25 protein-coding genes are annotated in these 25,794 nt (G+C 43.8%); 15 read left to right on the top strand and 10 right to left on the bottom strand.

Annotated features, from left to right (window positions below; translation table 11 throughout):
* Positions 1-24: 24 nt before the first annotated feature.
* The 4 genes from frr to rpsB form a co-directional block, all read right to left on the bottom strand.
* Positions 25-582, bottom strand: a complete 558-nt coding sequence (gene frr / locus CSH93_RS05670) for a ribosome recycling factor (protein ID WP_100642201.1) — start codon at positions 580-582, stop codon at positions 25-27.
* Positions 583-599: 17 nt separating this feature from the next.
* The gene (gene pyrH / locus CSH93_RS05675; RefSeq protein WP_100642202.1) at positions 600-1,337 is read right to left on the bottom strand and encodes a UMP kinase; all 738 of its coding nucleotides are present in this window, start codon (positions 1,335-1,337) and stop codon (positions 600-602) included.
* A 155-nt stretch (positions 1,338-1,492) separates the two neighbouring features.
* A complete protein-coding gene (tsf, locus tag CSH93_RS05680) occupies positions 1,493-2,365 on the bottom strand; it encodes a translation elongation factor Ts (RefSeq protein ID WP_100642203.1) in 873 nt (290 codons plus the stop codon).
* Positions 2,366-2,459: 94 nt separating this feature from the next.
* Entirely contained in the window at positions 2,460-3,191 is a 732-nt protein-coding gene (gene rpsB, locus CSH93_RS05685) for a 30S ribosomal protein S2 (RefSeq protein ID WP_100642358.1), read from the bottom strand.
* A 390-nt stretch (positions 3,192-3,581) separates the two neighbouring features.
* Here rpsB and map point away from each other — a divergent pair, with 390 nt between their 5' ends.
* From map to dapD, 3 genes are read left to right on the top strand one after another with little or no spacing between them, the layout of a single operon-like run.
* A complete protein-coding gene (gene map, locus CSH93_RS05690) occupies positions 3,582-4,373 on the top strand; it encodes a type I methionyl aminopeptidase (RefSeq protein WP_100642204.1) in 792 nt (263 codons plus the stop codon).
* Between the two features lie 14 nt (positions 4,374-4,387).
* The gene (gene glnD, locus CSH93_RS05695) at positions 4,388-7,060 is read left to right on the top strand and encodes a [protein-PII] uridylyltransferase (RefSeq protein WP_100642205.1); all 2,673 of its coding nucleotides are present in this window, start codon (positions 4,388-4,390) and stop codon (positions 7,058-7,060) included.
* Positions 7,029-7,877 carry a 2,3,4,5-tetrahydropyridine-2,6-dicarboxylate N-succinyltransferase gene (gene dapD / locus CSH93_RS05700; protein WP_240615486.1) on the top strand — a complete coding sequence of 283 codons (849 nt, stop codon included), beginning with the start codon at positions 7,029-7,031 and terminating at the stop codon, positions 7,875-7,877. Before glnD ends, dapD begins: the two co-directional genes overlap by 32 nt.
* 99 nt (positions 7,878-7,976) lie before the next feature.
* On the opposite strand, the gene CSH93_RS05705 is transcribed toward dapD, so the two are convergent.
* Entirely contained in the window at positions 7,977-8,420 is a 444-nt protein-coding gene (locus CSH93_RS05705) for a flavodoxin (RefSeq protein WP_100642207.1), read from the bottom strand.
* Positions 8,417-9,181 carry a pseudouridine synthase gene (locus CSH93_RS05710; protein WP_100642208.1) on the bottom strand — a complete coding sequence of 255 codons (765 nt, stop codon included), beginning with the start codon at positions 9,179-9,181 and terminating at the stop codon, positions 8,417-8,419. The genes CSH93_RS05705 and CSH93_RS05710 overlap by 4 nt, the downstream gene beginning before the upstream one ends.
* 98 nt (positions 9,182-9,279) lie before the next feature.
* Between CSH93_RS05710 and CSH93_RS05715 the strand changes: the two genes are divergently transcribed.
* Positions 9,280-10,311: a DUF3549 family protein gene (locus CSH93_RS05715; RefSeq protein ID WP_164078303.1), complete on the top strand. Its 1,032-nt coding sequence runs from the start codon at positions 9,280-9,282 to the stop codon at positions 10,309-10,311.
* A gap of 6 nt (positions 10,312-10,317) precedes the next feature.
* Positions 10,318-10,623, top strand: coding sequence for a DUF3301 domain-containing protein (locus tag CSH93_RS05720; protein ID WP_100642210.1), 306 nt, complete (start codon positions 10,318-10,320; stop codon positions 10,621-10,623).
* Between the two features lie 152 nt (positions 10,624-10,775).
* Here the strand turns inward: CSH93_RS05720 and CSH93_RS05725 are convergent, their stop codons facing one another.
* On the bottom strand, positions 10,776-12,599 hold the full coding sequence (locus CSH93_RS05725) for a DUF885 domain-containing protein (protein WP_100642211.1): 1,824 nt from the start codon (positions 12,597-12,599) through the stop codon (positions 10,776-10,778).
* 301 nt (positions 12,600-12,900) lie between these two features.
* Between CSH93_RS05725 and CSH93_RS05730 the strand changes: the two genes are divergently transcribed.
* From CSH93_RS05730 to CSH93_RS05740, 3 genes are all read left to right on the top strand, one after another.
* A complete protein-coding gene (locus tag CSH93_RS05730) occupies positions 12,901-13,827 on the top strand; it encodes a Wzz/FepE/Etk N-terminal domain-containing protein (protein ID WP_100642212.1) in 927 nt (308 codons plus the stop codon).
* Positions 13,824-14,273, top strand: a complete 450-nt coding sequence (locus CSH93_RS05735) for an acyltransferase (protein WP_100642213.1) — start codon at positions 13,824-13,826, stop codon at positions 14,271-14,273. Before CSH93_RS05730 ends, CSH93_RS05735 begins: the two co-directional genes overlap by 4 nt.
* 242 nt (positions 14,274-14,515) lie before the next feature.
* Positions 14,516-15,493: an O-antigen ligase family protein gene (locus CSH93_RS05740; protein WP_124748941.1), complete on the top strand. Its 978-nt coding sequence runs from the start codon at positions 14,516-14,518 to the stop codon at positions 15,491-15,493.
* Positions 15,494-16,046: 553 nt separating this feature from the next.
* On the opposite strand, the gene CSH93_RS05745 is transcribed toward CSH93_RS05740, so the two are convergent.
* Both CSH93_RS05745 and CSH93_RS05750 read right to left on the bottom strand, forming a co-directional pair.
* Positions 16,047-16,694, bottom strand: coding sequence for a GNAT family N-acetyltransferase (locus tag CSH93_RS05745; protein WP_100642215.1), 648 nt, complete (start codon positions 16,692-16,694; stop codon positions 16,047-16,049).
* Positions 16,695-16,837: 143 nt separating this feature from the next.
* On the bottom strand, positions 16,838-17,206 hold the full coding sequence (locus CSH93_RS05750) for a DUF3192 domain-containing protein (RefSeq protein ID WP_100642216.1): 369 nt from the start codon (positions 17,204-17,206) through the stop codon (positions 16,838-16,840).
* 275 nt (positions 17,207-17,481) lie between these two features.
* On the opposite strand from CSH93_RS05750, the gene CSH93_RS05755 reads away from it, so the two are divergent.
* A complete protein-coding gene (locus CSH93_RS05755) occupies positions 17,482-17,817 on the top strand; it encodes a hypothetical protein (RefSeq protein ID WP_100642217.1) in 336 nt (111 codons plus the stop codon).
* Here the strand turns inward: CSH93_RS05755 and syd are convergent, their stop codons facing one another.
* Positions 17,818-18,357 (bottom strand): SecY-interacting protein, encoded by a 540-nt coding sequence (syd, locus tag CSH93_RS05760; RefSeq protein WP_100642218.1) that lies wholly within the window; start codon positions 18,355-18,357, stop codon positions 17,818-17,820. It lies immediately after the preceding gene.
* Positions 18,358-18,433: 76 nt separating this feature from the next.
* Between syd and queF the strand changes: the two genes are divergently transcribed.
* The 6 genes from queF (at position 18,434) to CSH93_RS05790 (ending at position 25,562) form a co-directional block, all read left to right on the top strand.
* On the top strand, positions 18,434-19,276 hold the full coding sequence (gene queF, locus CSH93_RS05765) for an NADPH-dependent 7-cyano-7-deazaguanine reductase QueF (RefSeq protein WP_100642219.1): 843 nt from the start codon (positions 18,434-18,436) through the stop codon (positions 19,274-19,276).
* Positions 19,277-19,411: 135 nt separating this feature from the next.
* The gene (locus CSH93_RS05770; protein WP_100642220.1) at positions 19,412-20,953 is read left to right on the top strand and encodes a GGDEF domain-containing protein; all 1,542 of its coding nucleotides are present in this window, start codon (positions 19,412-19,414) and stop codon (positions 20,951-20,953) included.
* 11 nt (positions 20,954-20,964) lie between these two features.
* A complete protein-coding gene (ppnN, locus tag CSH93_RS05775; RefSeq protein WP_100642359.1) occupies positions 20,965-22,347 on the top strand; it encodes a nucleotide 5'-monophosphate nucleosidase PpnN in 1,383 nt (460 codons plus the stop codon).
* Positions 22,348-22,411: 64 nt separating this feature from the next.
* On the top strand, positions 22,412-22,786 hold the full coding sequence (locus CSH93_RS05780; protein WP_100642221.1) for a DUF3192 domain-containing protein: 375 nt from the start codon (positions 22,412-22,414) through the stop codon (positions 22,784-22,786).
* On the top strand, positions 22,783-24,444 hold the full coding sequence (locus tag CSH93_RS05785) for an HDOD domain-containing protein (protein ID WP_100642222.1): 1,662 nt from the start codon (positions 22,783-22,785) through the stop codon (positions 24,442-24,444). The genes CSH93_RS05780 and CSH93_RS05785 overlap by 4 nt, the downstream gene beginning before the upstream one ends.
* 110 nt (positions 24,445-24,554) lie before the next feature.
* Positions 24,555-25,562, top strand: coding sequence for an isocitrate dehydrogenase (locus CSH93_RS05790; RefSeq protein WP_100642223.1), 1,008 nt, complete (start codon positions 24,555-24,557; stop codon positions 25,560-25,562).
* Positions 25,563-25,794 lie beyond the last annotated feature (232 nt).

The raw sequence follows: 25,794 nt of genomic DNA on the forward strand, positions 1-25,794 counted from the left end.
TGTCGGTTGACTTGTCCAAAAGACTTACACTTCCATAAGTTCTTTTTCTTTGTCCGCAAGCAAGCTATCAACTTTTTTCACGAACGTATTAGTCAACGTCTGGATATTTTCTTCAGCCGCGCGACTTTCGTCTTCACTGATTTCTTTCTCTTTTAATAGCTCTTTGATGTCGCTATTCGCGTCACGACGTACATTACGAATAGCCACTCGGCCCTGTTCAGCTTCAGCACGCACAACCTTGATCAAATCTTTACGGCGCTCTTCAGTCAAAGGTGGCATTGGAATGCGAATAATCGCCCCTGCACTCATTGGGTTTAAGCCTAAATCAGATTGCATGATGGCCTTTTCAACCGCTTGAATTGCACTTTTATCAAAAACAGTTAGTGCCAACGTTCTGTTGTCTTCTGCTACAACGTTTGCGAGCTGACGCAAAGGCGTGTCTGCGCCATAATAAGAAACTTGAATAGAATCTAAAAGGCTTGGATGGGCGCGTCCAGTTCTGATTTTACTAAACTGTGATTTCAACGCCGCGATACTTTTTTCCATGCGTTGTTCTGCGTCTAATTCAATTTCATCTATCACGGTTATGTCCTATTTTTTTAGTCTTGTTGTATATTCGCAATAAGGGTTCCGTCAGATTCGCCCATCACCACACGCTTTAAACAGCCCGGCTTATTCATGTTAAATACACGAATCGGCAAATTATGGTCGCGGGCTAGTGTAAATGCGGCCAAATCCATGACTTTTAATTCTTTCTCTAACACATCATTGTAGCCGATATGGTCATACAATACTGCGTCTGGATTTTTAACGGGATCTGAATCGTACACACCGTCTACTTTGGTCGCTTTAAGTACAGCATCAGCTTCAATTTCGATACCGCGCAAACATGCTGCTGAATCGGTAGTGAAGAATGGGTTGCCGGTTCCCGCAGCAAAAATAACAACGCGACCCGATTTTAATAAACTGATGGCTTCTGCCCAGTTGTAAGCGTCGCATACGCCATTGAGGGGAATCGCTGACATCAATCGTGCATTTACAAAAGCACGGTGCAGCGCATCACGCATTGCCAGGCCATTCATAACGGTTGCCAACATGCCCATGTGATCGCCAACTACTCGGTTCATGCCGGCTTTAGCTAATCCCTCACCGCGGAATAAGTTTCCGCCGCCAATCACTAGGCCAACTTGAACACCCAATTCGACCAACTCTTTGATCTCTTGTGCCATTCGGTCGAGTACTTTCGGATCAATACCGAAATCCTCGTCCCCCATTAAAGCTTCACCACTTAATTTTAAAAGAATTCGCCGATAGGCTGATTTTGACGATACGCTCATGGAAGTTGGTTTCCTTATGACTACGGGTTGCTCGTATTGAAGTTCGTTTAAAACATGTGTGTCCAGTTAAAAACGCTACTCACAAAAAGGGCACCTGAATTTAGGTGCCCGTAGTTTATCTGACAATCACTTGATGCAAAAGTCGAGAAGCTGAATTATTTCTTCGCAGCTTCCATTTGCGCAGCAACTTCTGCTGCGAAATCTTCAGTCTTCTTCTCGATACCTTCACCAACTTCGAAACGAACGAAGTTGATAACGTCAGCACCTTTAGACTTCAACAACTCAGCAACAGACATTGAAGGATCTTTAACGAAAGGTTGACCCGTCAAGCTGATTTCGCCAGTGAATTTCTTCATGCGGCCAACAACCATCTTCTCTGCGATGTCTGCTGGCTTGCCTGATTGAACTGCAATCTCAACTTGGATTTGCTTTTCTTTTTCAACTACGTCAGCTGGTACATCTTCTGGCTTAACGTATTGTGGGCTAGCTGCCGCAACGTGCATAGCGATGTCTTTAGCAAGCGCTTCGTCGCCGCCGCTAAGGATAGCAACAACACCGATACGACCGCCGTGAACATATGCACCTAAAACATCACCGTCGATGTTAATAACACGACGAGGGCTGATGTTTTCACCGATTTTAGCAACCAATGTGTCGCGAGTTTCTTGAACAGTTGAACCACCTAGGTCTGCTGCATTCAACTCTTCGATGCTATTGATGTTGTTGTCTGCTGCAACAGCAAGGATTTTCTTACCGAAATCCAAGAAGCCTTCGTCTCGAGCAACGAAGTCTGTTTCACAGTTTAGTTCCATCATGGTAGCGCGATTGCCGTCGATAGATGTCAAAATAACACCTTCAGCTGCGATACGGCCTGCTTTTTTAGCCGCTTTCGCTTGACCTGATTTACGCATGTTTTCAATCGCTAGCTCGATGTCGCCGTCAGTTTCTACGAGGGCCTTTTTACAATCAAGCATACCAGCGCCAGTGCGCTCACGAAGCTCTTTTACCAGTGCTGCAGTCACTGCCATTTTAAATTCCTCAATCAATAAAAGTTATAAGCTAAAGGGGCTGTTTAGCCCCTTCATTTTGATTCGTGTCAGGCGTGCCAAGCACGCCTCAAAATTACTCTGCGGCTTCTACGAAGTCGTCTTTTTCTGCTTGTACTTCGACGTTGTTATCGCGACCAGCGTTAATCGCAGTTGCAGCAGCATTCAAGTAAAGTTGGATAGCACGGATAGCGTCATCGTTACCAGGGATGATGTAATCAACACCGTCTGGGTCAGAGTTTGTATCAACTACACCTACAACTGGGATACCTAGGTTGCGTGCTTCGTTCACAGCAATGTGCTCGTGGTCCGCGTCAACAACAAAGATACAGTCAGGTAAACCGCCCATGTCTTTGATACCGCCAAGGCTGCTCTCAAGCTTAGCCATTTCGCGCTGAAGCATAAGCGCTTCTTTTTTAGTTAGCTTTTCAAAAGTACCGTCAGTGCTTTGTTGCTCAAGATCTTTAAGACGCTTGATTGATTGACGTACTGTTTTCCAGTTAGTTAGCATGCCGCCCAACCAACGCTTGTTCACGTAGTACTGACCACAGTTCATTGCAGCTTCTTTTACAGCTTCGCCAGCAGCGCGCTTAGTACCAACGAAAAGGATTTTTCCTTTCTTAGCAGAAACACCTGTTAGGTAGCTCAATGCTTCGTTGAAAAGCGGAACTGTTTTTTCTAGGTTGATGATGTGAACACGGTTACGAGCACCAAAAATGAACGGCTTCATTTTTGGGTTCCAGTAGCGAGTTTGGTGACCGAAGTGTACGCCTGCCTGAAGCATATCGCGCATAGATACGTTTGCCATTAAATTGTCCTCAATTTGGGTTAGGCCTCCATACATCCCCAATACCGACTTACGCATTCGTAAGCACCCCGATATCAGTGCCGATGTATGTGTGTATTTTTAATATAATTTGCTCTTCACCTTCGAAAAGCGCGCGCTTTATACCACGACTGGATAGCACACTCAAGTTTTTAACGCTTTTTTTCGTTACATCAAGGGCAGCAGCAAACGATTAAGTTGGCGATAAATGTGGCGGTTTTATAAATGGATAATGTGCTCCTTGCCATCGTGCAAAGACACTATTCATATTACTTATGCGCTATAGTTGATGGGATTACCTGTACAGGCTGCCCACATAACGATACCATTCAACGCTGAAAATTTTTAATCCATTATTCTTTAGAGGTCGTTTTGGGCGCGATTATCAAAACTCAAGAAGAAATCGAAAAAATGCGCGTTGCAGGAAAACTTGCAGCAGACGTATTGAATATGATCACACCACATGTAAAAAAAGGCGTGACGACAGATGAACTCAACACATTGTGTCACAACTATATTGTTGACGTGCAAGGCGGAATACCAGCTCCACTAAACTATGGGCATCCACCGTTTCCGAAATCAATTTGCACATCCGTCAATCATGTGATTTGCCACGGTATTCCGTCAGATAAAAAACTCAAAGACGGTGACATCATTAATATTGACGTAACAGTCAAAAAAGATGGATATCACGGCGACACATCTAAGATGTTCGTGATCGGCAAACCATCCATATTAGCCGAGCGCTTAATTCGAGTGACGCAAGAAAGCCTTTATAAAGCGATTAAGATCGTTAAGCCGGGCGTTCGTTTAGGTGATATCGGCCATATCATTCAGCAGCACGCGGAAGCGCATGACTACTCTATTGTACGTGAATATTGTGGGCACGGAATTGGCGCTACGTTTCACGAGGACCCTCAGGTAGTGCATTACGGCAGACCGAATACAGGTGACGTATTAGAAGCTGGCATGTGTTTCACCATAGAGCCTATGGTGAATGCAGGCAAACGCTACTCTAAGATACTGCCTGATCAATGGACTGTGGTGACCAAAGACAGAAGTCTTAGTGCGCAGTGGGAACACACCTTGCTGGTGACTGAAAATGGCGTGGAGATCCTCACACTACGCGAAGAAGAAGACATTGACCGCATTATTGAACACTAGAGAATAACACGATCATGACGGTGGCAGATGAAGCACAGCATATACTCACACTTGAGCATTTGATCGACTCTGTTCGTTCACTCGATGATCGAACGGACATCGCAGCCTTTAAGCAGGTCGTTAAAGAGAGTTACCAATGGTTGAAATCTGCGTTTAGCACCTCGGCTGTTGATGAACTGGTGTCAGGTCGTGCCGTCTTCGTCGATAATTTGCTGCAACACCTCTGGCACCTATATGAGCTTGACGAAGTTAAGCATTTAACCTTAGTTGCTGTTGGCGGTTATGGCCGTGCTCAACTTCAACCCTATTCTGATATTGACCTTCTTATCCTGTGCGAAAAGGCACCTAGCGCGAGTACCCGTGAAAAGATAAGCGAGTTCATTACTCTATTGTGGGATATCAAGCTCGATATTGGGCAAAGCGTTCGTACCATTAAAGAGACCGTAACGCTCGCCAAAGGTGATATTACCATCGCGACGAATTTGGTCGAAAGTCGTCGTCTTGCCGGGTCATCTGAGACATTTGAAAAACTGCTTAAGCAGGTCAATGATAAAAAAGTTTGGACCAGTGACCGATTCTTCATTGCCAAAATGGAAGAACAACAAAATAGGCATGCTAAATTTCATGGCACAGCCTATAACCTAGAACCCAATGTAAAAGAAAACCCTGGTTGCTTAAGGGATATCCAAACTATCGGCTGGGTCGCGAAAAAACACTTTAAAGAATATGACGGCTGGAGCTTAGTTGGTCACGGTTATTTTACTAAGCAAGAACACGCCGAGTTAATTGAGTGCCGCTCGAATTTGTGGCGTATGCGATTTGCCTTGCATATCGTGGCTGGGCGCAGTGAGAACCGCTTACTGTTTGATTATCAAACTGATGTCGCTGAAATGCTGGGCTTTGGCGATAACGGGAAATCATCGGTGGAAAGCATGATGAAAGGCTTTTTCCGCACGGTAAGACGTGTGAATGAGCTAAACCGCATGCTAATGCAGCGATTCAGCCAAGACATTCTTGGCAAAAAGGACTATGGCAATGTCGCTCTCAACCGCGATTTTGAACTGCATGATGGACTCATTTCCCCTTCTCGCCCAGATGTCTTTGACACGCCAGAGAGTATCTTTGACTTTCTATTATTAATCGCAGATACCCCCAGTGTCAGTGGTTTAGATACCGATTGCATTCGACAGCTACGCAATGCACGCCGCGCATTTCAGGACGATTATTTAAATCAGCGCCCGGAATGTCGAATCAAATTCATGCAGTTGATGCGTCATCCGCATTTCTTTGATTTTGGTTGGGATATCATGCACCAATATGGGATCTTGCAGGCCTATTTGCCGGAGTGGAATCACATTGTCGGCATGATGCAGTTTGACTTGTTCCACGCCTACACAGTAGATGAACATACCCATCGTTTGGTAAAGCATGTAAACCATTATTTTAGCCCCGACAATAAGCGCTTCCCTCGCTGTGGACGAATTGCCAAGAATCTCGACAAACCAGAGTTACTCTACCTTGCTGCTATATTCCATGATATCGGCAAAGGACGAAACGGCGACCATTCTGTGCTGGGCGCAGAAGACGTTAAAGTATTCGCTAAAATGCATGGGTTAACTAAATCTGACACCGATTTGATTGCATGGTTGGTGCACAATCACCTGCTTATGTCGGTCGTTGCGCAACGTCGCGACATTTATGATCCCGAAGTCGTGAATGAATTTGCCAGCAAGATCAAAAGTCATAATCATCTGAACATGCTATATGCGTTAACCCTGGCGGATATTCGTGCCACTAACGACAATTTGTGGAACGATTGGAAAGCGTCGTTATTGAGAGAGCTGTATCTACTGACGCAGAAAGCGCTAGACAACGGTCTACAATGTCAGTTGACCATTTTTGAACGGGTGAACGAGAACAAACATGCAGCCAGACAATTGCTTGCCGACGGTCATTATTCAGATCACGCAATAGAAAGCTTATGGTCGCGTTTTGACCACGATTACTTTGCGCGCTACAAACCCGCACAAATAGCCTGGCATACTGAAGAAATCTTGGGCTTTAAGCTGGATAGTGATGATGCTCTGCTGGTCAAAGCTAACAACACAACAACTAAAGCTGGGACCGAACTATTCATATACGGTAAAGACAGGCCAGCATTATTTGCTCAAGTTGCCTCTGTTATTGATAGCCGCAACTTATCCATTCATGACGCGACTATCACCATCACCCATGATGGGTTTGTTTGTGACAGCATTATTATTTTAGATAACGATGGCAATCGCATAGATTCAGAGCAAAGACTTACTGCTCTGCAAGACGCGGTTAAAACACAAATGGCAGCGCCTGGGCGCTCGCACACCAACGCTCGTAAAATTGCGCGTCAATTGAAACAGTTAAATGTGCCCACCAAGGTGCGCTTTTTTAACCGCTCAGACGATGCCACATTAATTGAATTAGAAGCGCTTGATGCCCCCGGCATTTTAGCCAAAATAGGTCACGCATTCGTAGATTGTGACGTAACCTTAAAGCTCGCCAAAATCACGACCATTGGCGAGCGAGCGGAAGACACTTTTATCGTTTCAAACGCTGATGGCGTGGCATTGAGCCCGGCACAACAAGTTGAACTTAAGAAACGCATTTTAACCAACCTCGATGAACTGGAAGACATACAACATGACGCATGAGTTGCAATCCATTATTGAAGACGCTTTTGAACAGCGTGACACTATCACTCCAACTTCTGGACACAATGTCGTAAAGGCAGCGGTGCAACAAGCTATCGATATGTTGAACTCAGGTGAAGCACGCGTAGCGGAAAAGATTGCCGGCGAATGGGTGGTTCACCAATGGTTGAAAAAAGCCGTGCTGCTTTATTTCCGTCTGCACGACAATACTCCTATGAATGACGGTGTCAGTCAGTACTACGACAAAGTACCCTTAAAGTATCAAGACTACGACGCAGCTCGCTTTAAACAAGACGGCACGCGTGTTGTACCACCAGCGACCGTACGTACCGGTAGTTTCGTCGGCAAAAACGTGGTCTTAATGCCATCATACGTCAACATAGGTGCCTATGTAGATGAGGGCAGTATGGTTGATACGTGGGCAACCGTAGGCTCATGTGCACAAATTGGTAAGAACGTGCACTTGTCTGGTGGCGTTGGCATCGGCGGCGTACTAGAGCCGTTACAAGCAAATCCAACCATCATTGAAGATGACTGTTTTATTGGAGCACGTTCAGAAATTGTAGAGGGCGTAGTAGTTGAGCAAGGCAGCGTTATTTCAATGGGAGTGTATATCGGTCAAAGTACACGTATTTACGATCGTGAAACCGGTGAAATTCACTATGGTCGCGTACCAGCCGGCTCAGTTGTAGTGAGCGGGAGCTTGCCGAGTAAAGACGGTAAATACAGCTTATATGCCGCGATCATTGTTAAAAAAGTGGATGCACAAACTCGCGCGAAAGTGGGGATTAATGCCTTATTAAGAGCAGCGGAATAGCTAAAAACAGATGAGTCGCTGAGTACATTATGGCTTACTCAGCGACTACACTCTTGCCGTTAGCGCCTATCAACGCGCACGTTGGCAAGTAATTCATGGTTACATTTTTTCTACCGCGGCCAAGGCCCAGGGCACGACTTCGCTCTCAGGCTCTAACGTTTCAATCGCATCGACTTCTAACATGTCCACAACCGGCTGCCCTTGCAATTCCAGCAATAACTCCTGAAATTGACGTCCACCGCCACAATACGTATCACCGTAACTGCTGTCACCTAATGCCGCAACGGCAAATGGCTTACCCGACATCAATGGAAATTGATCCCGCAACTCAGAATAGAAAAACTCTAAGTTTGGCGGCACATCCCCTTGCCCTGTTGTCGATGTGATCACCATCACCGCTTCGGCTTGTGAAAAATCATCAACCGCGGGATCCTCAAAAAGCGCAACCTCAACGCCTTTTTCTTCCAGCGCTTGTTGAACTTGTTCAGCTACATGCTGTGCGTTGCCGTATACCGAACCGGCAAAAATAGAAAGCTTCTTCATTCGTTTGTCTTCTTGTTTATGTCTAAATTAGCATTGCCAGCATCAACAAATACTCGCCAATTATCTATTAACTGAGCAAATGCAGGGGATAAACCTGCCTTTAGCACCAACTTTTGCCGCAAATGCGGATGCTGCAATGTCATCTCAGTACATGTTAGGGCCAATTGTTGAAAATTAAAGTGGTGACGCAAAAATTGATTCTGTTTTCCGTCTCCATGCGTCGTATCTCCGACTATAGGATGACGAATATGTGCCATATGGCGGCGCAATTGATGCTTTCGCCCCGTTTTGGGAAATAAATCAATATACGAGAATCTTGCCCCTTCATACCGCCCAACCGGCAACGGAATAGTGTAACGCTGAATACAATGGCACTCAGTGAACGCTGGCTGAGGCGGCTTATCTTGTCGCGCTTTACGATCTGTCTTGCGATCCAATATTTCCTTTAGCGGATAGTCAATATCCCATGCCCTAGGCATGTGTCCCCTGACTATCGCTTGGTAGCTTTTTCCAACTTCACGTTGTGAAAATTGCTCAGTCAAAAGCGCTGCGGTAGCGCTGTCTAACGCAAACAACAATACACCAGACGTTGGGCGGTCAAGTCGGTGCACAGGAAATACATACTGGCCAATTTGGTCTCGTACCATTTGCATGGCAAATTCAGTTTCACGCTTGGCTATCATACTACGATGTACTAATAGCCCTGCAGGCTTGTCAACGGCAATCAGGTGTTCATCCCGATATATAATAGGCAGTGTCACACCATTACCTTAATCGTTCGTGCAAGATTAACTTGCTGTCGCTGTAAAAACGGTCAGTGTGTATAATGCCAAAATTTTTCAAACAGAGAGAAGTCAAATTGTCAAAAAACATCGATTCCATTAGTGAGTTTTTGTTGCACGCAGGCACTGATTATCGAGTGTTTGATATGGGACGTGGTATTCGCGAGATCCCGTCGCAGCAATTTTTGGAAATTGAAAACGGTACTCGCCCTGCGCCTTATCCTCGTCAACAGCATCAATGGACAGGGATCACCTATTGGAATCAGCAATTATCTGAGCAGCGCTATATTTGGTTTCTCAAATTGCCACTGGATGAACAAGGCAAAGTAGTCGATGCTGCGCGCCGACACTTTTTAGAGCTCGTGGTTACTGCACTTGCTGAAAGCAAGCAAGATGTATCTCAGTCGCTTGAGAGCACCAGTAAAGTACATGACAACCCATACATTTTTACGCCAACTCAACAACAACTGGCTGATTTTAATGCGCTTTCTCGACGAGCATGCGGGTTACCGACAGGCAAAGATTTCGCAGTCAGTAAACAATATTTGGATACGCCCCACCTGCTCGACTGGCAAAAGATATCGGTACAAGGTTTGTCAGACTGCGTGCACTTTGGGTCAAACGCAGATTGGTTTAACTGGCTAGACAACTTTTCACACAAATACCCAGCCCCGGTGCAAAAGCACTTGCTCAGCGGACTCGAAAACAAACCCATCGACAATCAGCTTGCCAACCATATTGCTGAACTGTTCTCTCCTGAAGCCGGAGACACTGAGTTTAATTTGTGGTGTTTACGCAGTCTGGCCCAAGCAGAAATTGCAGCGCCTCGCGTCAAGGTAGTTACCAGTCTGTTGTCGCAAGAACATGTGAGCCAAGATACGCTTATTGTTATCGCTGGTCGTCATTGGTCATTACTACAAGAAGAGCGTCTGATGATGTTTCTTGAGCATGCAGCTAAAGCGAGTAACTCGCCTGACTTTTTCATTGGTTTGTTTGCTGATCTGGCACAAATCCCCGATATCCGTACTCAGGTACTGGCGGCAATCCGTAACCCCAAAAGAAGCGAGCGTTTATCCACCGCAATAGGTTGGCTATTCAGTCAGAGTTAATCATAAATGAACATATACGATCTCATCATACTGCTAATTATCGGACTTGTTGCCCTGCAATTTTGGCAAATCCGCGCCATGACTGAGCTGGCAAATCGATATGCCGCACAGTACTGCAAACAACATAATTTACAGCTTGTTAGCGTGGCCAGAGATCACACTCGGCCAGGATTCTACCGAGGTATGCCGGTATGGAAGAGCCGCTACGCATTTGAGTTTTCTGCCAATCGAGAATCATTGAGTCAAGGTTGGTTTTACATGCAAGGTAAAACGGTTACCAACATTGATGTCCCCGCATACCCTATCAATTAGCTCAAACTAATAATCCAATAAACGCTCAATAAAAAGCCCGGTGTTATCTCTCGACTATACCGGGCTATATAGGACCACTTCAGCCATTTACCTAACAGACTCAATACTCATTATGTTTCGGCCTGATGGGTCACATGGCATTAGTTTGCTAATTAGTTCGCTTGCGCACTGATCCAGCGATCAATCTTCTGTTCTAAAACAGCCAGTGGTAAGGCCCCAGTACCTAACACTTGTGCGTGGAAACCTTTAATATCAAATTTATCACCTAAGGCTGCTTCGGCTTTACCGCGAAGCTCTTGGATCTTCAAAGCCCCCACTTTGTAAGCCAGCGCCTGAGAAGGAATCGCAATATAGCGTTCAACCTCTGCGACTACTTCGGTACGTGTCATGCCTGAGTTATCTAGCATAAAATCGATCGCCTGTTCGCGACTCCACCCTTTAGCATGAATACCGGTATCGACGACTAAACGCATTGCACGTAACTGTTCATCCTGCAATGTGCCGTAACGATTCCACGGGTTCTCAAAGAATCCCATTTCATAACCCAAGGTTTCAGCATACAGCGCCCAACCTTCTACGTATGCGGTGTTGCCACCAAAACGCATAAACGCAGGTAAGGCTTCGTTCTCTTGTGCAAGGCTAATTTGGAAATGGTGACCCGGGGCGCCTTCATGTAAGTACAAGGTTACGTTGCCCGTTGTTAAACGGCTAGGCAGATCATAAGCATTGAAGTAAAAAGTACCCGGGCGTGAACCATCGGGTGTCCCTCTCTGGTATGAACCTCCCGCACTGAATTGCTCGATTGAAGGATCATATGGCTTTATTTCTAGCGCTGACTTCGGCAGCAATGAGAAGTAATCACCAATTTTCTCGTCCACCTGTTTGCCAATGGTGTAATAACTTTCTGTTAAACCTTCTCTACTCTTCGGCTGGAACTTAGGATCCGTGCGAACGTAATTAAAAAACTCATTCAGTGTCCCTGAAAAACCCACCTCATCTTTGATTTCCAGCATACCAGTTTTAATACGTTCCACCTCTTTTAAACCCAACTCATGCAGGTAGTCCGGTGTTAACGGTAAAGTGGTAGTGCTTTCCACGAGCTGTTGATATAGCGCTTTACCGCCCTTCATGTCGCTTAAGCCAATCGTTTCGCGCGCGACAGGCAGGTACTCGTCGCGTAAGAAATCGCGCATACGTGTTGTGGCGTCATAAAGTGCCTGCGTAGCCTGCTCATATGCTTTAGTTAAACGGGCTTTATCATCTGCGCTAAAGTCTTCTGGGAACATAGTGACTGGCCCCCAGTACTGGGACTCCTTCAAAGGAATTGCCAGTTGCGTATCCAATTGTTTGATCACGCGGTCGATGGTTAATTTAGTTTCAAAAACACCACTTTCCATTCCGCGTTTAAACCAGTCAATCGCGCGATCGTTAATCGCAATATAATCTTTGTGACGGGATAAATTGTCCTCATAATGTTTTACCGTTTTAAAAGGCGCAGCCCCTCTACCACTGGCGAACGTCGGATAAAAAGTATGAAAACCACTGAAATGATTGACTGGGCGTACCGCAGTCAAAGCCCGGATCTCTTCACTCAAACCATTCAACGCCTGTTCCTGATCATACTTAAATACATCGTAAGCCAATTTATCAGTGTCGTTTAACTGTTCACGGTCAATATGTTTGAGCATTTCCAGATTAAGTAGCGTATCGGTGCGAGAGGCGATGTACTGCGAGTCAGTCAAATAGTCACCTAATCGATGCGCTCGCCTCATATCACCGCGAAATAAACCCGAGATAGGGTTTAACGCTAACTGACGCTCATCAGAATCTGCAAATAACGCAAACAAACGGTCATGAGCAGACTGAACTTGTTGCTGAGTGGTTGTATTTTCGTTTGGATTTGCCATTGCCATGATCGGCAGTGAGGATTGAACCACTACTGCGGTTCCAATCAACATTGTCTTGAATAACTTCACCTATCTCGCTTCCTAATTTTTTTATAATCGAGATTGATGGTAGTCGAAGCCAAAACTCTTATCGATAGAATATTCATGACTTGGGCAACAGCTTTGTAAATATATGTTTCAATAGGAAGTAATATGGAAAGAAAAAGCGACTGGCTACTAGCAAAGAGGATTAAGAAGCATTTTCAGTGAATGATTGAGAAGAATCTAGACAACTTATAGTTCTGGTTAGCTAATTAGCTTTTTTTAACCAAGTAAAGACTTTAAACTAACACTATCAGCCTGTCTTTTACTTAGGTTTCTTGTGCACCTTATGCAATATCGAACAAATGAATATGACGTTTATCATCTAATTAAATTTTTATGGTTTAAAAAATACTACGTATTAACAATATCCTTTTGCGCTCTTGTAGTGTCTACAATTTGGTCTTTTAGTATGCCCAATGAATACAAATCTGAAATTACTCTAGCTCCAACAGAAGGTTCACATAGTTCAGCGTTATCAAACATGACGGCTCAATTTGGTGGGCTCGCATCTCTCGCGGGAATAAATATCCCGAACAACAGTGGAGACAAAGTAGCTCTGGCCATTGAGTATCTTCAAACAAGAATATTTTTAACGAAATTTATAAAAGACAATGAAATTCAGGTACCTTTAATCGCTGGGAAGGAATGGAATTCCGAAACTCATAAACTGGAAATTGACCCTCAAATCTACGACACAGAAAACAGCAAATGGGTCAGGCTTGGAAGAAGCGGAAGTATATCCCCTCCTTCTGATTTAGAGCTTTTCAATAGATTTACAAAGCTGATTGAAATTGACAGAGACAAATCTAATGGCATTGTGACTATCAGTATTCAATTCCTATCTCCTACTTTATCAGAAGCTTGGTTGAGAAAACTTGTCAGCGAGCTGAATATGGCGATGCGATCCAGAGACATTCAAAGGCTGCAGCAAGGTATAACGTATCTTGAAGGCCAAATAACTAAAACAAGTAATCAAGAGATGCGTCAAGTTTTTTACCGCTTAATTCAAGAGCAGTCGAAACAACTCATGCTCGCCGAAATTTCTGATGATTACATTTTCGATGTCTTAGACCCGGCTTATATACCAATAGAACCAAGTGAACCAAATAGATTTCTTTTAGTTCTATTTTTCGTGTTTTTATCGACTGGTATGACATTGTTTGGCCTGATCCTCCACTTCTTAATTACACCACGAAAAAGCCAGAATAAATGACATTCAAAAAAAATATATTCGTAAAAACAAGAAATATTATTCGGGATAGCGTTGTTTCTCTAAATTTATTTATCTTAAGAACAATATTTGGAATAAATATTGGAGAGGGGACTGTAATTAGCTTAAAAGCCCAATTAGATAAAACCAATCCGAAAGGCCTAAAAATTGGGAAATATTGCTACGTGGCTGCGGATGCAATGCTGTTGAGTCATGATTACATTAATCGACGCCATGTTTCAACTCAGGTTGGCAACAACGTTTTTATTGGGGCAAAGTCCATTATTTTACCCGGAGTGGTCATCGTAGACAATGTTGTAGTTGCCGCCGGTTCGATAGTAAATAAGTCAATTTTGGAATCAAACGTAATAGTTGCCGGAAACCCCGCTATCATTGTTCGCCGTAATGTTAAAATTGGGAAACATGGCAGGAAGCAAGTTAACGAATGAATTTTGAGAACATGGCTCTAAGGCAAGTAAGTCTTGAACGCTTCATATTATTACTTTTTTCCATGTATCTTCTTGTCGACTCCATCAACGGCTTTCTTGTTTCAGAACTGAACTTTCCCAGCATTGTGTCGGTTGCTTACAAGCAACTTTTGTTGTTGTGCTTATTCGCGTATTCAACTGTATATTCACCCATAGCTCTGAGATACTTGTGTGTACTTTTCAGTGTTTTCACAGCATGGGCAATGCTTAGGTTTGTTTTTATTGACGATATAGGATTCATTCATGCCTTTCAGGAAGGCCTTAAAGTCATATACTTTTTTGCTGTACTTTCAGTTTTAACGCAATTTGTTTCACTAAATGAACTGACTGTGTACCGAGTTGTAAACACCGCAACGGCCACAGTAGTTTTGAATATTATACTTTCACTAGTCGGATTTGGTACTACATCATACGGAGATTTCGGTGCTAAAGGCTTCTTTTACGGTGGAAACGCTCTTTCTGGAATTGTTGTTCTAACGGCATCTGTATCTCTTGCTAGAAGCATTAAAAAGTCATTCATACGGTACATAGCAACTAGTCTATTCTTTATGTTGATAGCAGCATTGATTGGAACTAAAAGTGGAATTTTAGGCGTTTTTATTGCTGCTACGTTGATTGCTACCATGCGTGCTGACATTAAAACATTCATTTGGATATTTGCTTATTTAGGCGCTTTAACTATAGCGTTTACCTTCATGTTAGAGAGTATTTCAAACTCTCCTCTATTCACTCGAATGGAACACTTTTACGAGCAAGGAGGCGTTCAGCGATTATTGTTTTCGGGACGAGAAGAAAAGTACTTTCATATAGTCCCCTACTTTCTTCAATCTAGTTTAAGTGAATTGCTTTTAGGGTTTAATGCGGGATCGCTTGAAGCATTGAAGTCAACTCGAACAGAGTTTGATGTAGTCGATATGTTTGTTTTATTTGGAAGTGGATTTTGTTTTGTTGTGTTTCTTTCTTATTGCTATGTTTATTTTAGGTTGACAAAAAATCTAGATACTCCCATCGTTCTGGCTGCGAATGCATCTTTTATTGTCTTAATATTTATCGCCACAATAGCAGGACATGTTCTATTTAACGGTGTCGTCACTCCCTTCTGGGGCTTTATTTGCGCTGCTGCACTAAACTTATCTATAAAAAAAGATATTAAAGTTACTGACACAACTAGTCTTAAGTAGACTCGGTTCACATGAAAAAGGCGAAGCATCTCTGCTTCGCCTTTAGAAATTCGAGCGTCCCTCTCTGCGTTCCATTGCTACTGAAATCTTCCCGATTAAAATCCGTATACACCCCTTTCCTTCTTTTCTCACTCGTCCTAAGTGAGCTACTCATCCTGAGTAGGTCCTTTCCTTATTTTCCATCTATCCCATTCATCCGTGCAATGGGGGTTTCATCCTGAAACTGTCCTGGGTTATCCACGTCATCCTGACTCATTCCCTATAGTGCAAGTCTTCCTGGCTTACAGCTCCAATCCATAGAGCGTCCTGAGCTGTCCTTATGTCTTCCTGACATGTCGTGTTTCCTTGTGACACGATAACTATATCGAGATGAGAAAATGTCGCGCTATGAATTTTCAAAGAAAAGTAAGAAATTATGTCCATTTAAAGTGAAGCGCCTAAACAAACGTTTAAAAACAAAAGGTTACAGGATTAGGGTAGGCGTAAAACCTAAGAAAGAAACCTGAATCGCCTACGCTCATGTAAGCGATCTCTTACAAGGTTTTGTATCGTGTTATTGCCCTTCTGGGCGAGGCCTGAACATGATGTGCCCCGTAATTTTGCTAAATGTGAGTTCTTGCTCGTAATCGTAATGACCACCTTTGAAAAACGACAGGCACTTGGGCAACGTAACGTATACTCCCACCCCTTGGCTTTTATCATCTTCAAGTAGCACGCTATCGATAGCATTCATTAATACGTGACCTAATCCCTGATCTTGATAATCTGGATGTACACCAATAAACGATAACATGTGGTAGCTTTCTGCAGGCATACAGGTACGCACCTTTTCTTCCTTTTCGATCATTTGCTTGGTGCCAAGAAAGCCCGCCGTGAGCAACATTTTTAAACGCCAGTGCCAATATCTGCCAGCACCAAATGCCGCATCAGGCGCTATTAAACAGGCTACAGCGATGAGTCGCTCACCATCAAATAACCCAATGATCGGCTGTTTGCCTATCCAAAACGCATGCAATTCTTCTCGAATTGCTGAACGAAGGCGTATTTCGTAGCCTTCTTTCTCGGCATCAAAAATATCCACAAACAATGGGTCATCAAAATAGGCGTTGTACAAAATTGACGCAGCAACCTTAAGATCTTCTGCTGTAAGGTAACTTGCCTTAACTTTTTCTGGAGAGAGTTTAACGACTTGTTGCCCCATCTTAATGCTCCTAACGCATGCAACAGTATTCACGATTGATTTTTATACAGTGGGGCTTTGTTAACGATTTGTAAAGTATTAAAAAGTAGAAATTGATGTTTACTTGCGCTAGCGCAATGAAATAGCGCTAGCGCAGGCGATCATTAAAGATATTCGCGCAGTGCAGACTCGCCCCAGCCAATTAACACACCATTTTTAAATACTAATGGCGTGCACTCGTCTTTAGAGGTAATACCGTCACCTTGTGAGCGTTGAGTGCGGTAATAAAGTACGCGGAAGTCAGAGCCGTCGCGCTGGTAAAACTCATCAAAATCAGCCATCCCCATACGTGAAGACACTGCTTCTAGCGTCATAGAAGTGTCTAGCTTACTGATATGGCGACGATTGTTGCTCTCTCGCTTTTCCCAGTTGCCCTGATGATAACCATCACCATCACCACCTACTGAAACAACACAACCTGATAAAAATAATGGTGCGCACATCGCGCAAACAATGAGAGATTTCTTTAGCATTTGAGATATTCCTTAATAGCATGCTTGTTTGAGTAATTTGCGTAGTCTCTTACAAAATGCTTGCCACTTATTTAAGTCATTGATTTATATAAACTTTAAACATTTACCCATGAACAATCACGACAACCTAAACGCCTATACCACTAATTTTTAGTGTTTTTGACTACTGGCAGTATCAAATTTGTCATGTATCCTAAGCGTCGCCAAAGACGATTACACAGATTTTGGTTAAATTCTGACACTAACATTACGTTGTCCAATCAGGTGCATTAGACGTGAATAATGAACTACAGCAGTTGTGCATATCGCTCTACGCAAAAGGTATAGAGCCTACTACCAGTTTACTTAGGGCGAAATCCCAGCAAAAAACCAGTTTGCCGCAAGCAATTGAAACCATTAAATGGTGGCAGAATCAAGATAAAGCAGAATTGTTACTTAAGCGTGGTCAGGAAGCCCCCAAAACGCCCAACAAAGCCGAAACAGCTTCCATGTCGTCTTACAGTCATGATTTGCGCGTAGAAGTGAGATCTTTAATGCAACGCATTGAATCGACCGAAGCCGAGCTTCAGGCGCTGAAAGATCACTTAACGCATATCCAGTCTTTGCTGTAATTAGCGAGTTAATGGGCGCAATGATGCAATAAACTCAGCGACGTTTTCTGCCAACACTTTACTCGGCTCTTTACCCACTTGTTCAAGCACAACTCGCCCAGAAGCATTATCAACACTAATGATAAAATCTTCTTCATCTGTCAGCGCAAAAAAGAGTGTTTCAGCCTGCTTTAATTGACGCTTCATTAACACGTGACCAATTAAGTTCTGCTGTAGTCGTTCAAAATCATCAACATTCCACACTTGTAAAAGGGTTAGATTGCCGTGCTCACTGCTCGCTTCAAGATGGTCACTAAAATAGCGACAAAAAAACGCTTTAAATTGCTCATCCAGTGTCAATTCAAGTGCCTTCTCCATATCGCCAAATTGGCACAGTCCGTTTTGCAGCACTGGTTTCCAATCAACATAATCACCATCGTTTGCGCTGACTTGCACACACGGGGACAGCCACTCAGAGTCAAATTCAATCGGCGTCAATGCTCCTGCGCTAATATAACCTTGGACAAACTCATCCATCGCGTGATCAATATTTTGTATCATTCAAATTCAGCTCTCTAACAATATGCTGGTATCATACCGCGAAGAAAGCAATAAATCGTAGGAAACACCTTAAATTATGTCAGAAAAGTCGCCACCATCAGATGAAATGAGTGCATTAACCCTTGGGAAATCGGTTGAATATATTGAGCAATATTCACCAGAACTGCTGCAAGCCGTTCCGCGTAAAATCAATCGACAGACTATCGATTTAGAGGACGATGCTCTCCCCTTTCACGGTGTCGATATTTGGAATGGCTATGAACTGTCTTGGTTGAATGAGAAAGGTAAGCCACTCATCGCTATAATGCAGTGTCAGGTACCTGCATATTCCCCTAATTTAATTGAGAGTAAGTCTTTTAAGTTATATTTAAATAGCTTTAACCAGTCGACGTTTGCCAGCGAAGAAGAGGTTGAACAAACCATTCAACGCGACTTATCCAAGTGTGCAGGTGCCACAGTTGATGTGAAACTGATCCCACCACGGGATTTTAGCCAAATGACCATTCATCCTCTCATCGGAAACTGTATAGATGATCTAGATGTCGATATTGATACCTACGATTATTGTCCGACACTGTTAGAAACATCAGATGAAGTCGTGACAGAAACACTGGTCAGTCACTTGCTTAAATCTAATTGTTTGATCACCAACCAACCGGATTGGGGTAGCGTGTTAATTCATTACAAAGGTCCGCGCTTGATCCACAGTGCAGTGCTGAAATATTTGATCTCCTTCCGCATGCACAATGAATTTCATGAACAGTGTGTTGAACGCATCTTTCTTGACATCATGCGCCTTTGCAAACCGGAAAAGCTTACGGTGTATGCGCGTTATACCCGTCGCGGAGGTTTAGATATCAACCCGTTTCGTTCTAACTTTGAGCAGCCTTACGCTAATTTGCGTCTCGCTCGACAATAGCGCATAGGGAAACGTGGTCTTTGTTGATCTATAACAACTTAGACCACTAGGTTTATCCTCATCAAATAATTGACGTTGTTGGATTTTCGCGCAATGCTTACGGCATAGGGTTCGTACTCAAACAAGAAGGACATCTTGAGTAAAAAGCAACTAGACGCGCTCAAACAACAGAACGAGCAGTTGGCCCAATTCATTATTCGTTTATCGAATTTTTATCAGGGTGCCAACGACAGCATTGACCAAGAAATGAAGGTCCTTAGAAGTCATATCTCGGGAACCCCTAACTATACGCTCGCGACAGTCAGCATCGGTAAGATTAATCAGTTACTGATGCAAAATGCCAAAACCGTTAAAAAGCAAACCTCAGAAACATTAGGGCGTCTTGAATCTGCAGTAAAACGATTGCAAGGTATTGCATCGATACCGGATAATTTGAAATCTGAAACGGCTCGTTTTTTGTCTTCATTGAGTATGCACAATGGCGATATGTTTTCGTCTTTTCCGCAATTTGAGCAGGCAATGCAGCTTTATCAACAGGCGCTGGACAATACTCACCCGCAAAAAGAAGTCAAAGCAAGTAAACAAGCCGCAGGTAAAGATACTGGATCAACAGACAAGGTCGAAATACCGATTGATGCCTCATTGCACAGCGCGATCAGCAATGAGTTACAACAACTGATAGAGCCTTATTATCAGAAGAATCCGAAAGATAAGCAGCTCGCTGATATACGCAATAAGTTACTAGACGGTTTATCTGCCAACGAATTGATGGAATGCTGTTTAGTCTTTATACGCTTGATCGTAAAAGAAGTGGTCAAAGAAGTCGGTGTCAATGTTCGCGTTATCGATCAGTTGCATCAATCGCTCATCAAAATGAACAAGGATATCGACTCTACAATAAGCGTTGCTCAGCAGAAATTAGAACAAAAAATTGAGCAAGATGCACAATTGCAAACTCACATTGATGACTTGGGCGATGCGGTTGTTAAATCTGAAGATTTAAGTGCGTTAAAGAATCAGGCACAACAGTACTTAACCAAAATTCAAACCACCATGGATGAGCGTAAAGAAGCAGACAAAGAAGAGCAGAAAGCACTCATTACGTTGCTCGAAAGCCTGCAGCGCGAGTTATCTTCTATGGAAAAAACCACGCTTAAATACCGTAAAAAGCTGATAGAACAACGCACGCAAACCCACACAGATCCACTAACTCGCATCCCAAATAGGATCGCCTACAACGAGCGCATAGAACAAGAATTTAATCGCTGGCAACGACATAAAACACCACTGTGCATTGCGGTTATCGACATCGACCATTTTAAGCAAATCAATGACAAATACGGCCATGCGGCAGGCGATAAAACACTTCAAGTGATCGCAAAACAGTTAAAATCCAACCTGCGCAAAACTGATTTCCTTGCGCGTTGGGGAGGAGAAGAATTTGTCGCATTGTTCCCTGACAGCTCATTAAGTGACATTTTAGAGCCGCTGGACGAACTGCGCCGGAAGCTCGCCGCATTACCTTTTAAATTTAAACAAGAGCCCGTTACCATTACAGCATCTTTTGGCGTCGCGCAGTTTAATTCAAGCGATAGTATAGAAACCGTATTTGATCGCGCCGACGGGCATTTATATAAGGCCAAAAACAATGGCCGTAACCAAATAGTAAGTGATTAGTATTGAATATTATGACACGAGTCCAACTTAACCCAGTGGGCTGGATCAGCCAGCTCTCCCAAGGTGAAGTTACATTACTAACCGAAACAGCTAACAGTGATCTTTACGACATTTTTCGCTATTGCTGTTTAGCGGTCTTAAATAGCGGTGTTGACGAAGACGATTCTGAAACCCTGTTTGCCCCGTACGAATCGTTTCAAGTGCGACTGTTGCGCCGTGAGCGTGGCGTCAAAATGGAGTTGATCAATCCACCAGAAGTTGCATTTGTGGATGGTCGTTTGATCGCAGGTGTACATGAACACCTGTTTTCGGTTCTTCGTGATCTTCTATACATGCACGTTAAATATAACGGTATTGCAGAATGTGAGCCTACGGTAGCTAGACGTTTATCTGATGTTACAGCCACGAGCATCACCGACATGGTGTTTGATATGCTGCGCCATGCCGATGCCCTAGAAGGAAACGATGAACTCAACACAGTCGTGTGTTGGGGCGGTCACTCTATTGGTAATGAGGAATATCAATATACCAAAGAAGTTGGCTACCAACTCGGTTTACGCGAGATGAATATTTGTACCGGTTGTGGCCCAGGTGCCATGAAGGGCCCCATGAAAGGCGCCGCAATTGGTCATGCTAAGCAGCGTTACCGCAAAGGCCGTTATATCGGTATATCTGAGCCAAGTATCATTGCCGCAGAGCCGCCAAACGCCATCGTTAACGAACTGATCATCATGCCCGACATTGAAAAGCGTTTAGAGGCATTTGTGCGAGCGGCACATGGCATTGTAGTGTTCCCCGGTGGTGTGGGTACAGCGGAGGAACTTCTGTACATCCTTGGCATACTGATGCATGAACACAATTCGCAACACCCCTTCCCTCTTATTTTAACCGGCCCCGCCAGTAGCGCCGGCTATTTTGAGGCCATTGATAAATTTGTCGGAGCCACGCTAGGTAAAGCGGCGCAGGACAAATACCAGATTATTGTTGATGACCCGCGAGAGGTCGCTCGTAGCATGCGATTAGGGCGCGAAAAAGTAGAACAATATCGCCGAGCTGTTGGCGATTCGTTTAGTTTCAACTGGTCGCTCAAAATAGACAACATTTTTCAACGTCGATTTGAACCGACACATGAGTCGATGGCGGCGCTTGAATTACACCGCGACCAACCCATTGCTGAACTCGCAGCCGTCTTAAGACAAGCTTTTTCAGGCATTGTTGCTGGCAACATAAAAGCGTCAACAGTCGCGCAAATTAAGCAACAAGGCCCATTCAACTTGTCAGGCGACCCTGAATTGATGAAGATGATCGACACCTTGCTGCAGTCCTTTGTGGAACAGCAACGAATGAAACTGCCAGGTAGCAAATACGAACCTTGTTACACAATTAATGTTTAAATTTTTGTCATGCCGTTTTAAGCTTGCCGGGTTAAGATCAAATTAGTTGGAGTCGAACAGAAACATGAATAGCAAAGTAATCAAAATGGTTATCGGCGGTTTTGCTCTTTATGCAGTGTTTGTCTATTCGGTCGTGTCATTCTTTCCTGACAGCCCAGATGATATGGATTGGGAGGATCGGGAGCAGTACAACAAAGTACAAATTGCAAAACTCAACCTTGGCACGTCAAAAAAGGAAATACTCGCATTATTAGGTTCGCCAGATATTACTGAAGCTAAAAAGACGCGTGATGGCATGATGCAGGTCATGTTTTACCGTACTCAGCATATGAAGTCTGATGGCATAACCACGCAAAACGAATGCACCCCGCTGTTGTTCGAAGATGACATTTTAATTGCGTGGGGCGATGGCGTTTACCTGAACTTCCTTGAGGGATGACAGTAACTACTGCCAAAATAGAACAGGTTGTTCAAGCAATTGTTCAATTCCAGCGAGACTGTAATCAAGAATCAAGTTCGTCTCAATCGGTCAAAACGTCGCTGACGCTGGCCGATAGTTTCCTTAAAGCGTGGGTCACGGATGCACATCTTAGCTTTGCTCAATGCGAAGCTATCTACGCAAAATATACCGCTCACCGGTGGCTTATATCACTGAATCTAGTGTTGTTGTTTGCCAAAGGGCATCGCATTAGCGATACCTTTCTACAACATGTATTAGCTGGGCAAATATTGGCGTCAGGATTACGCAAAGTCAGTAAAGATGAACAAAGGCAACGTTTAACCAAACGCTGTATCCAAGCCACTAACACTGACCATTTTGAGGTTTTTCAGTGGGCTCTTAGAAAATCTTTGCAGCCAACCGATACACCGGTGATTGTCGATTTTGGCCGTGTCGACTGGTGCATTTACAACATCATCGTAAGTGCTATGCGGATAGCAGAAGCACTGGCTGCTAAAGCCAACATGCAACCTTCCAGTCTTTTTAGCGCAATTAAAAAGGAAGTTCGGCAGAATAATGATATGGCTCAAATCGTAGAGCCTATTCTGTGCCCGAGCTCTCCGGTGTATTCCGGTTTACTCGTTAAGCAACGGTCTCGTTCTTATGCGCTACTGCATGCTACTGGTGAGCAAATAACCATAGCAGCACCTGTTGCAACAGACGGAAATAAAACCAAACTGCAGATAAGAAGCATTAAACCTGCTGAGTTTTACTCACACGTTCAATTGCAAAAGCGCGTGCCGGTGAATCGCCTTCGACATTTTTACGAAACCCCAAAAACTGCCAAATTTGCTGGCTCAGCGTATGTGAAGGCTTATAGCATTCAAAGACCACCGGCTGACTTATTGGACGTGTTAAAAGCGCTCCGTTTGCCCGATGTAGAGCCTATAAAAATAGCGAAGCTAATCGATAACAACGCCTTATTTACTCAACTATTGAACCATTCCGCTACGCAATTAAACCGTCTCAATATTAACGTCAGCAATATCAAACAATCTATCATGACCCATGGTATGGAACGGATAGCAGCAGTACTGACTGAGCACGTTTTATGGCAGCGTTTGAGCGCGGCGCAGTTCCCTTTACACTTGCAATTTAAGTCCTTTGTAAATTGCTATCGTATGCTTGCGGCGGGAATAGCTGAGAGCTGTAAATTGGGCATTCCCCAACAATTTAGCTTAATCGCATTGATCCACGCTTCTGCGTTTTTCACCCATGCCCCGCTCCGCCTGATCAATCATTGGCGTTATGATGATAGTGATATTAATAGTGTCGACTCACTACTTCCCAATGAATTAAATATTAACCTCACAGAGCACGCCTATACTCTTGCCAAAGCGTGGAACCTAGAATCGGAAATAACCAATACGTTTTCCTCAACTACAGGTAAAAACAAAGCTAAGCAACCGTACCATGACTGCTTAACCATCGCTTCCTATCTAACGCGCATGTGGCTACACCAGGGTGAAGTTGATAATTCTGCGCTGTTTTCTCACCATCAATCTGCCTGTAGCCGATTATCGCTAACAGAATCCAAACTCCATGAATTGTTAGAAAAACAGAGCGAATATCTGCAATCTCCGGTGAACTTCAACTAATTTAGCCATTATTGATATTTATTTCGAAGATAAATACTGTTCGCGCTGCGCGCGATCAAGTAAAATGGCCGGCTTCGACAGATAAAATGAACAGATTAAGAGGATATTTCATGACACAACAACGTATCACGGTGATCCGTGGTGACGGCATCGGCCCGGATATTATCGACGCAACGATTAAAATCTTAGATAAAGCCGGCTGTGACTTTGTGTATGACTATGCTGACGCTGGATTAATGGCACTTGAGAATCACGGCGAGTTGTTACCAAAAGAGACCTTAGATCTTATCGCTAAAAACAAAGTAGCACTAAAAGGTCCACTGACTACTCCAGTAGGTGAAGGATTTACCTCTATAAACGTAAGCTTACGTAAGCAATTTAAGTTATATGCGAACCTTCGCCCTGTGTTGTCCTTTAAAGGCACTAAAGCGCGTTATGACGACATTGACATTATCACTGTGCGTGAAAATACGCAGGGTATGTACTCAGGTTTGGGTCAGGTCGTTTCAGAAGATGGTAACGAAGCTGAAGCAATGAGCAAGATCACGCGCGAAGGTGCAGAGAAAATCGTAACTTTCGCATACGAACTAGCGCGCCGCGAAGGCCGTAAAAAGGTAACAGCGGTTCACAAAGCTAATATATTGAAATCAACTTCTGGCTTATTCCTTAAGGTCGCACGTGAAGTCGGTGAGCGTTACCCAGATATCGAATCAACTGAAATGATAGTAGATAACTGCTGTATGCAATTAGTGATGAACCCACACCAGTTTGACGTTATCGTAACAACTAACCTTTTCGGTGATATCCTGTCTGACCTTTGTGCTGGCCTCGTCGGCGGTTTGGGTATGGCTCCAGGTGCCAATATCGGTGAAGATTGTGCGATTTTCGAAGCGGTTCATGGCTCAGCTCCTGATATCGCAGGAAAGAATCTTGCAAACCCAACATCAGTCATTTTGGCTGCTATTCAAATGCTTGAATACCTTAACATGGCAGATAAAGCTGAAAAGATCCGCCGCGCTCTGAAAGACGTGATTGAATCGGGCGACCGTACAACACGTGACCTAGGCGGTGAATCAGGTACAACTGAGTTTACTCAAGCGTTATTAGATCGCCTGTAAAACTAGAGTTACCTAGTGAATTTTAAAAAGCCAGATAGTCATTTATCTGGCTTTTTTGTTTCCGAGAATCAATCAATGGTTTGGCCGTAAATCAAAGTCGCCGTGCCTTCTTCTACGCTGCTATTCACATCCAATTTAAATCACAAAGCATTTCAAATATTAATTCCAATCACCCTGATTAAAGTGGAATGGATTTGGATAAAACTGGCCAAAACCTGATCTCGACGTTGTT

This window comes from Neoalteromonas facilis (genome assembly GCF_002807665.1).
GTDB classification, from domain to species: Bacteria; Pseudomonadota; Gammaproteobacteria; order Enterobacterales; family Alteromonadaceae; genus Alteromonas_E; species Alteromonas_E facilis.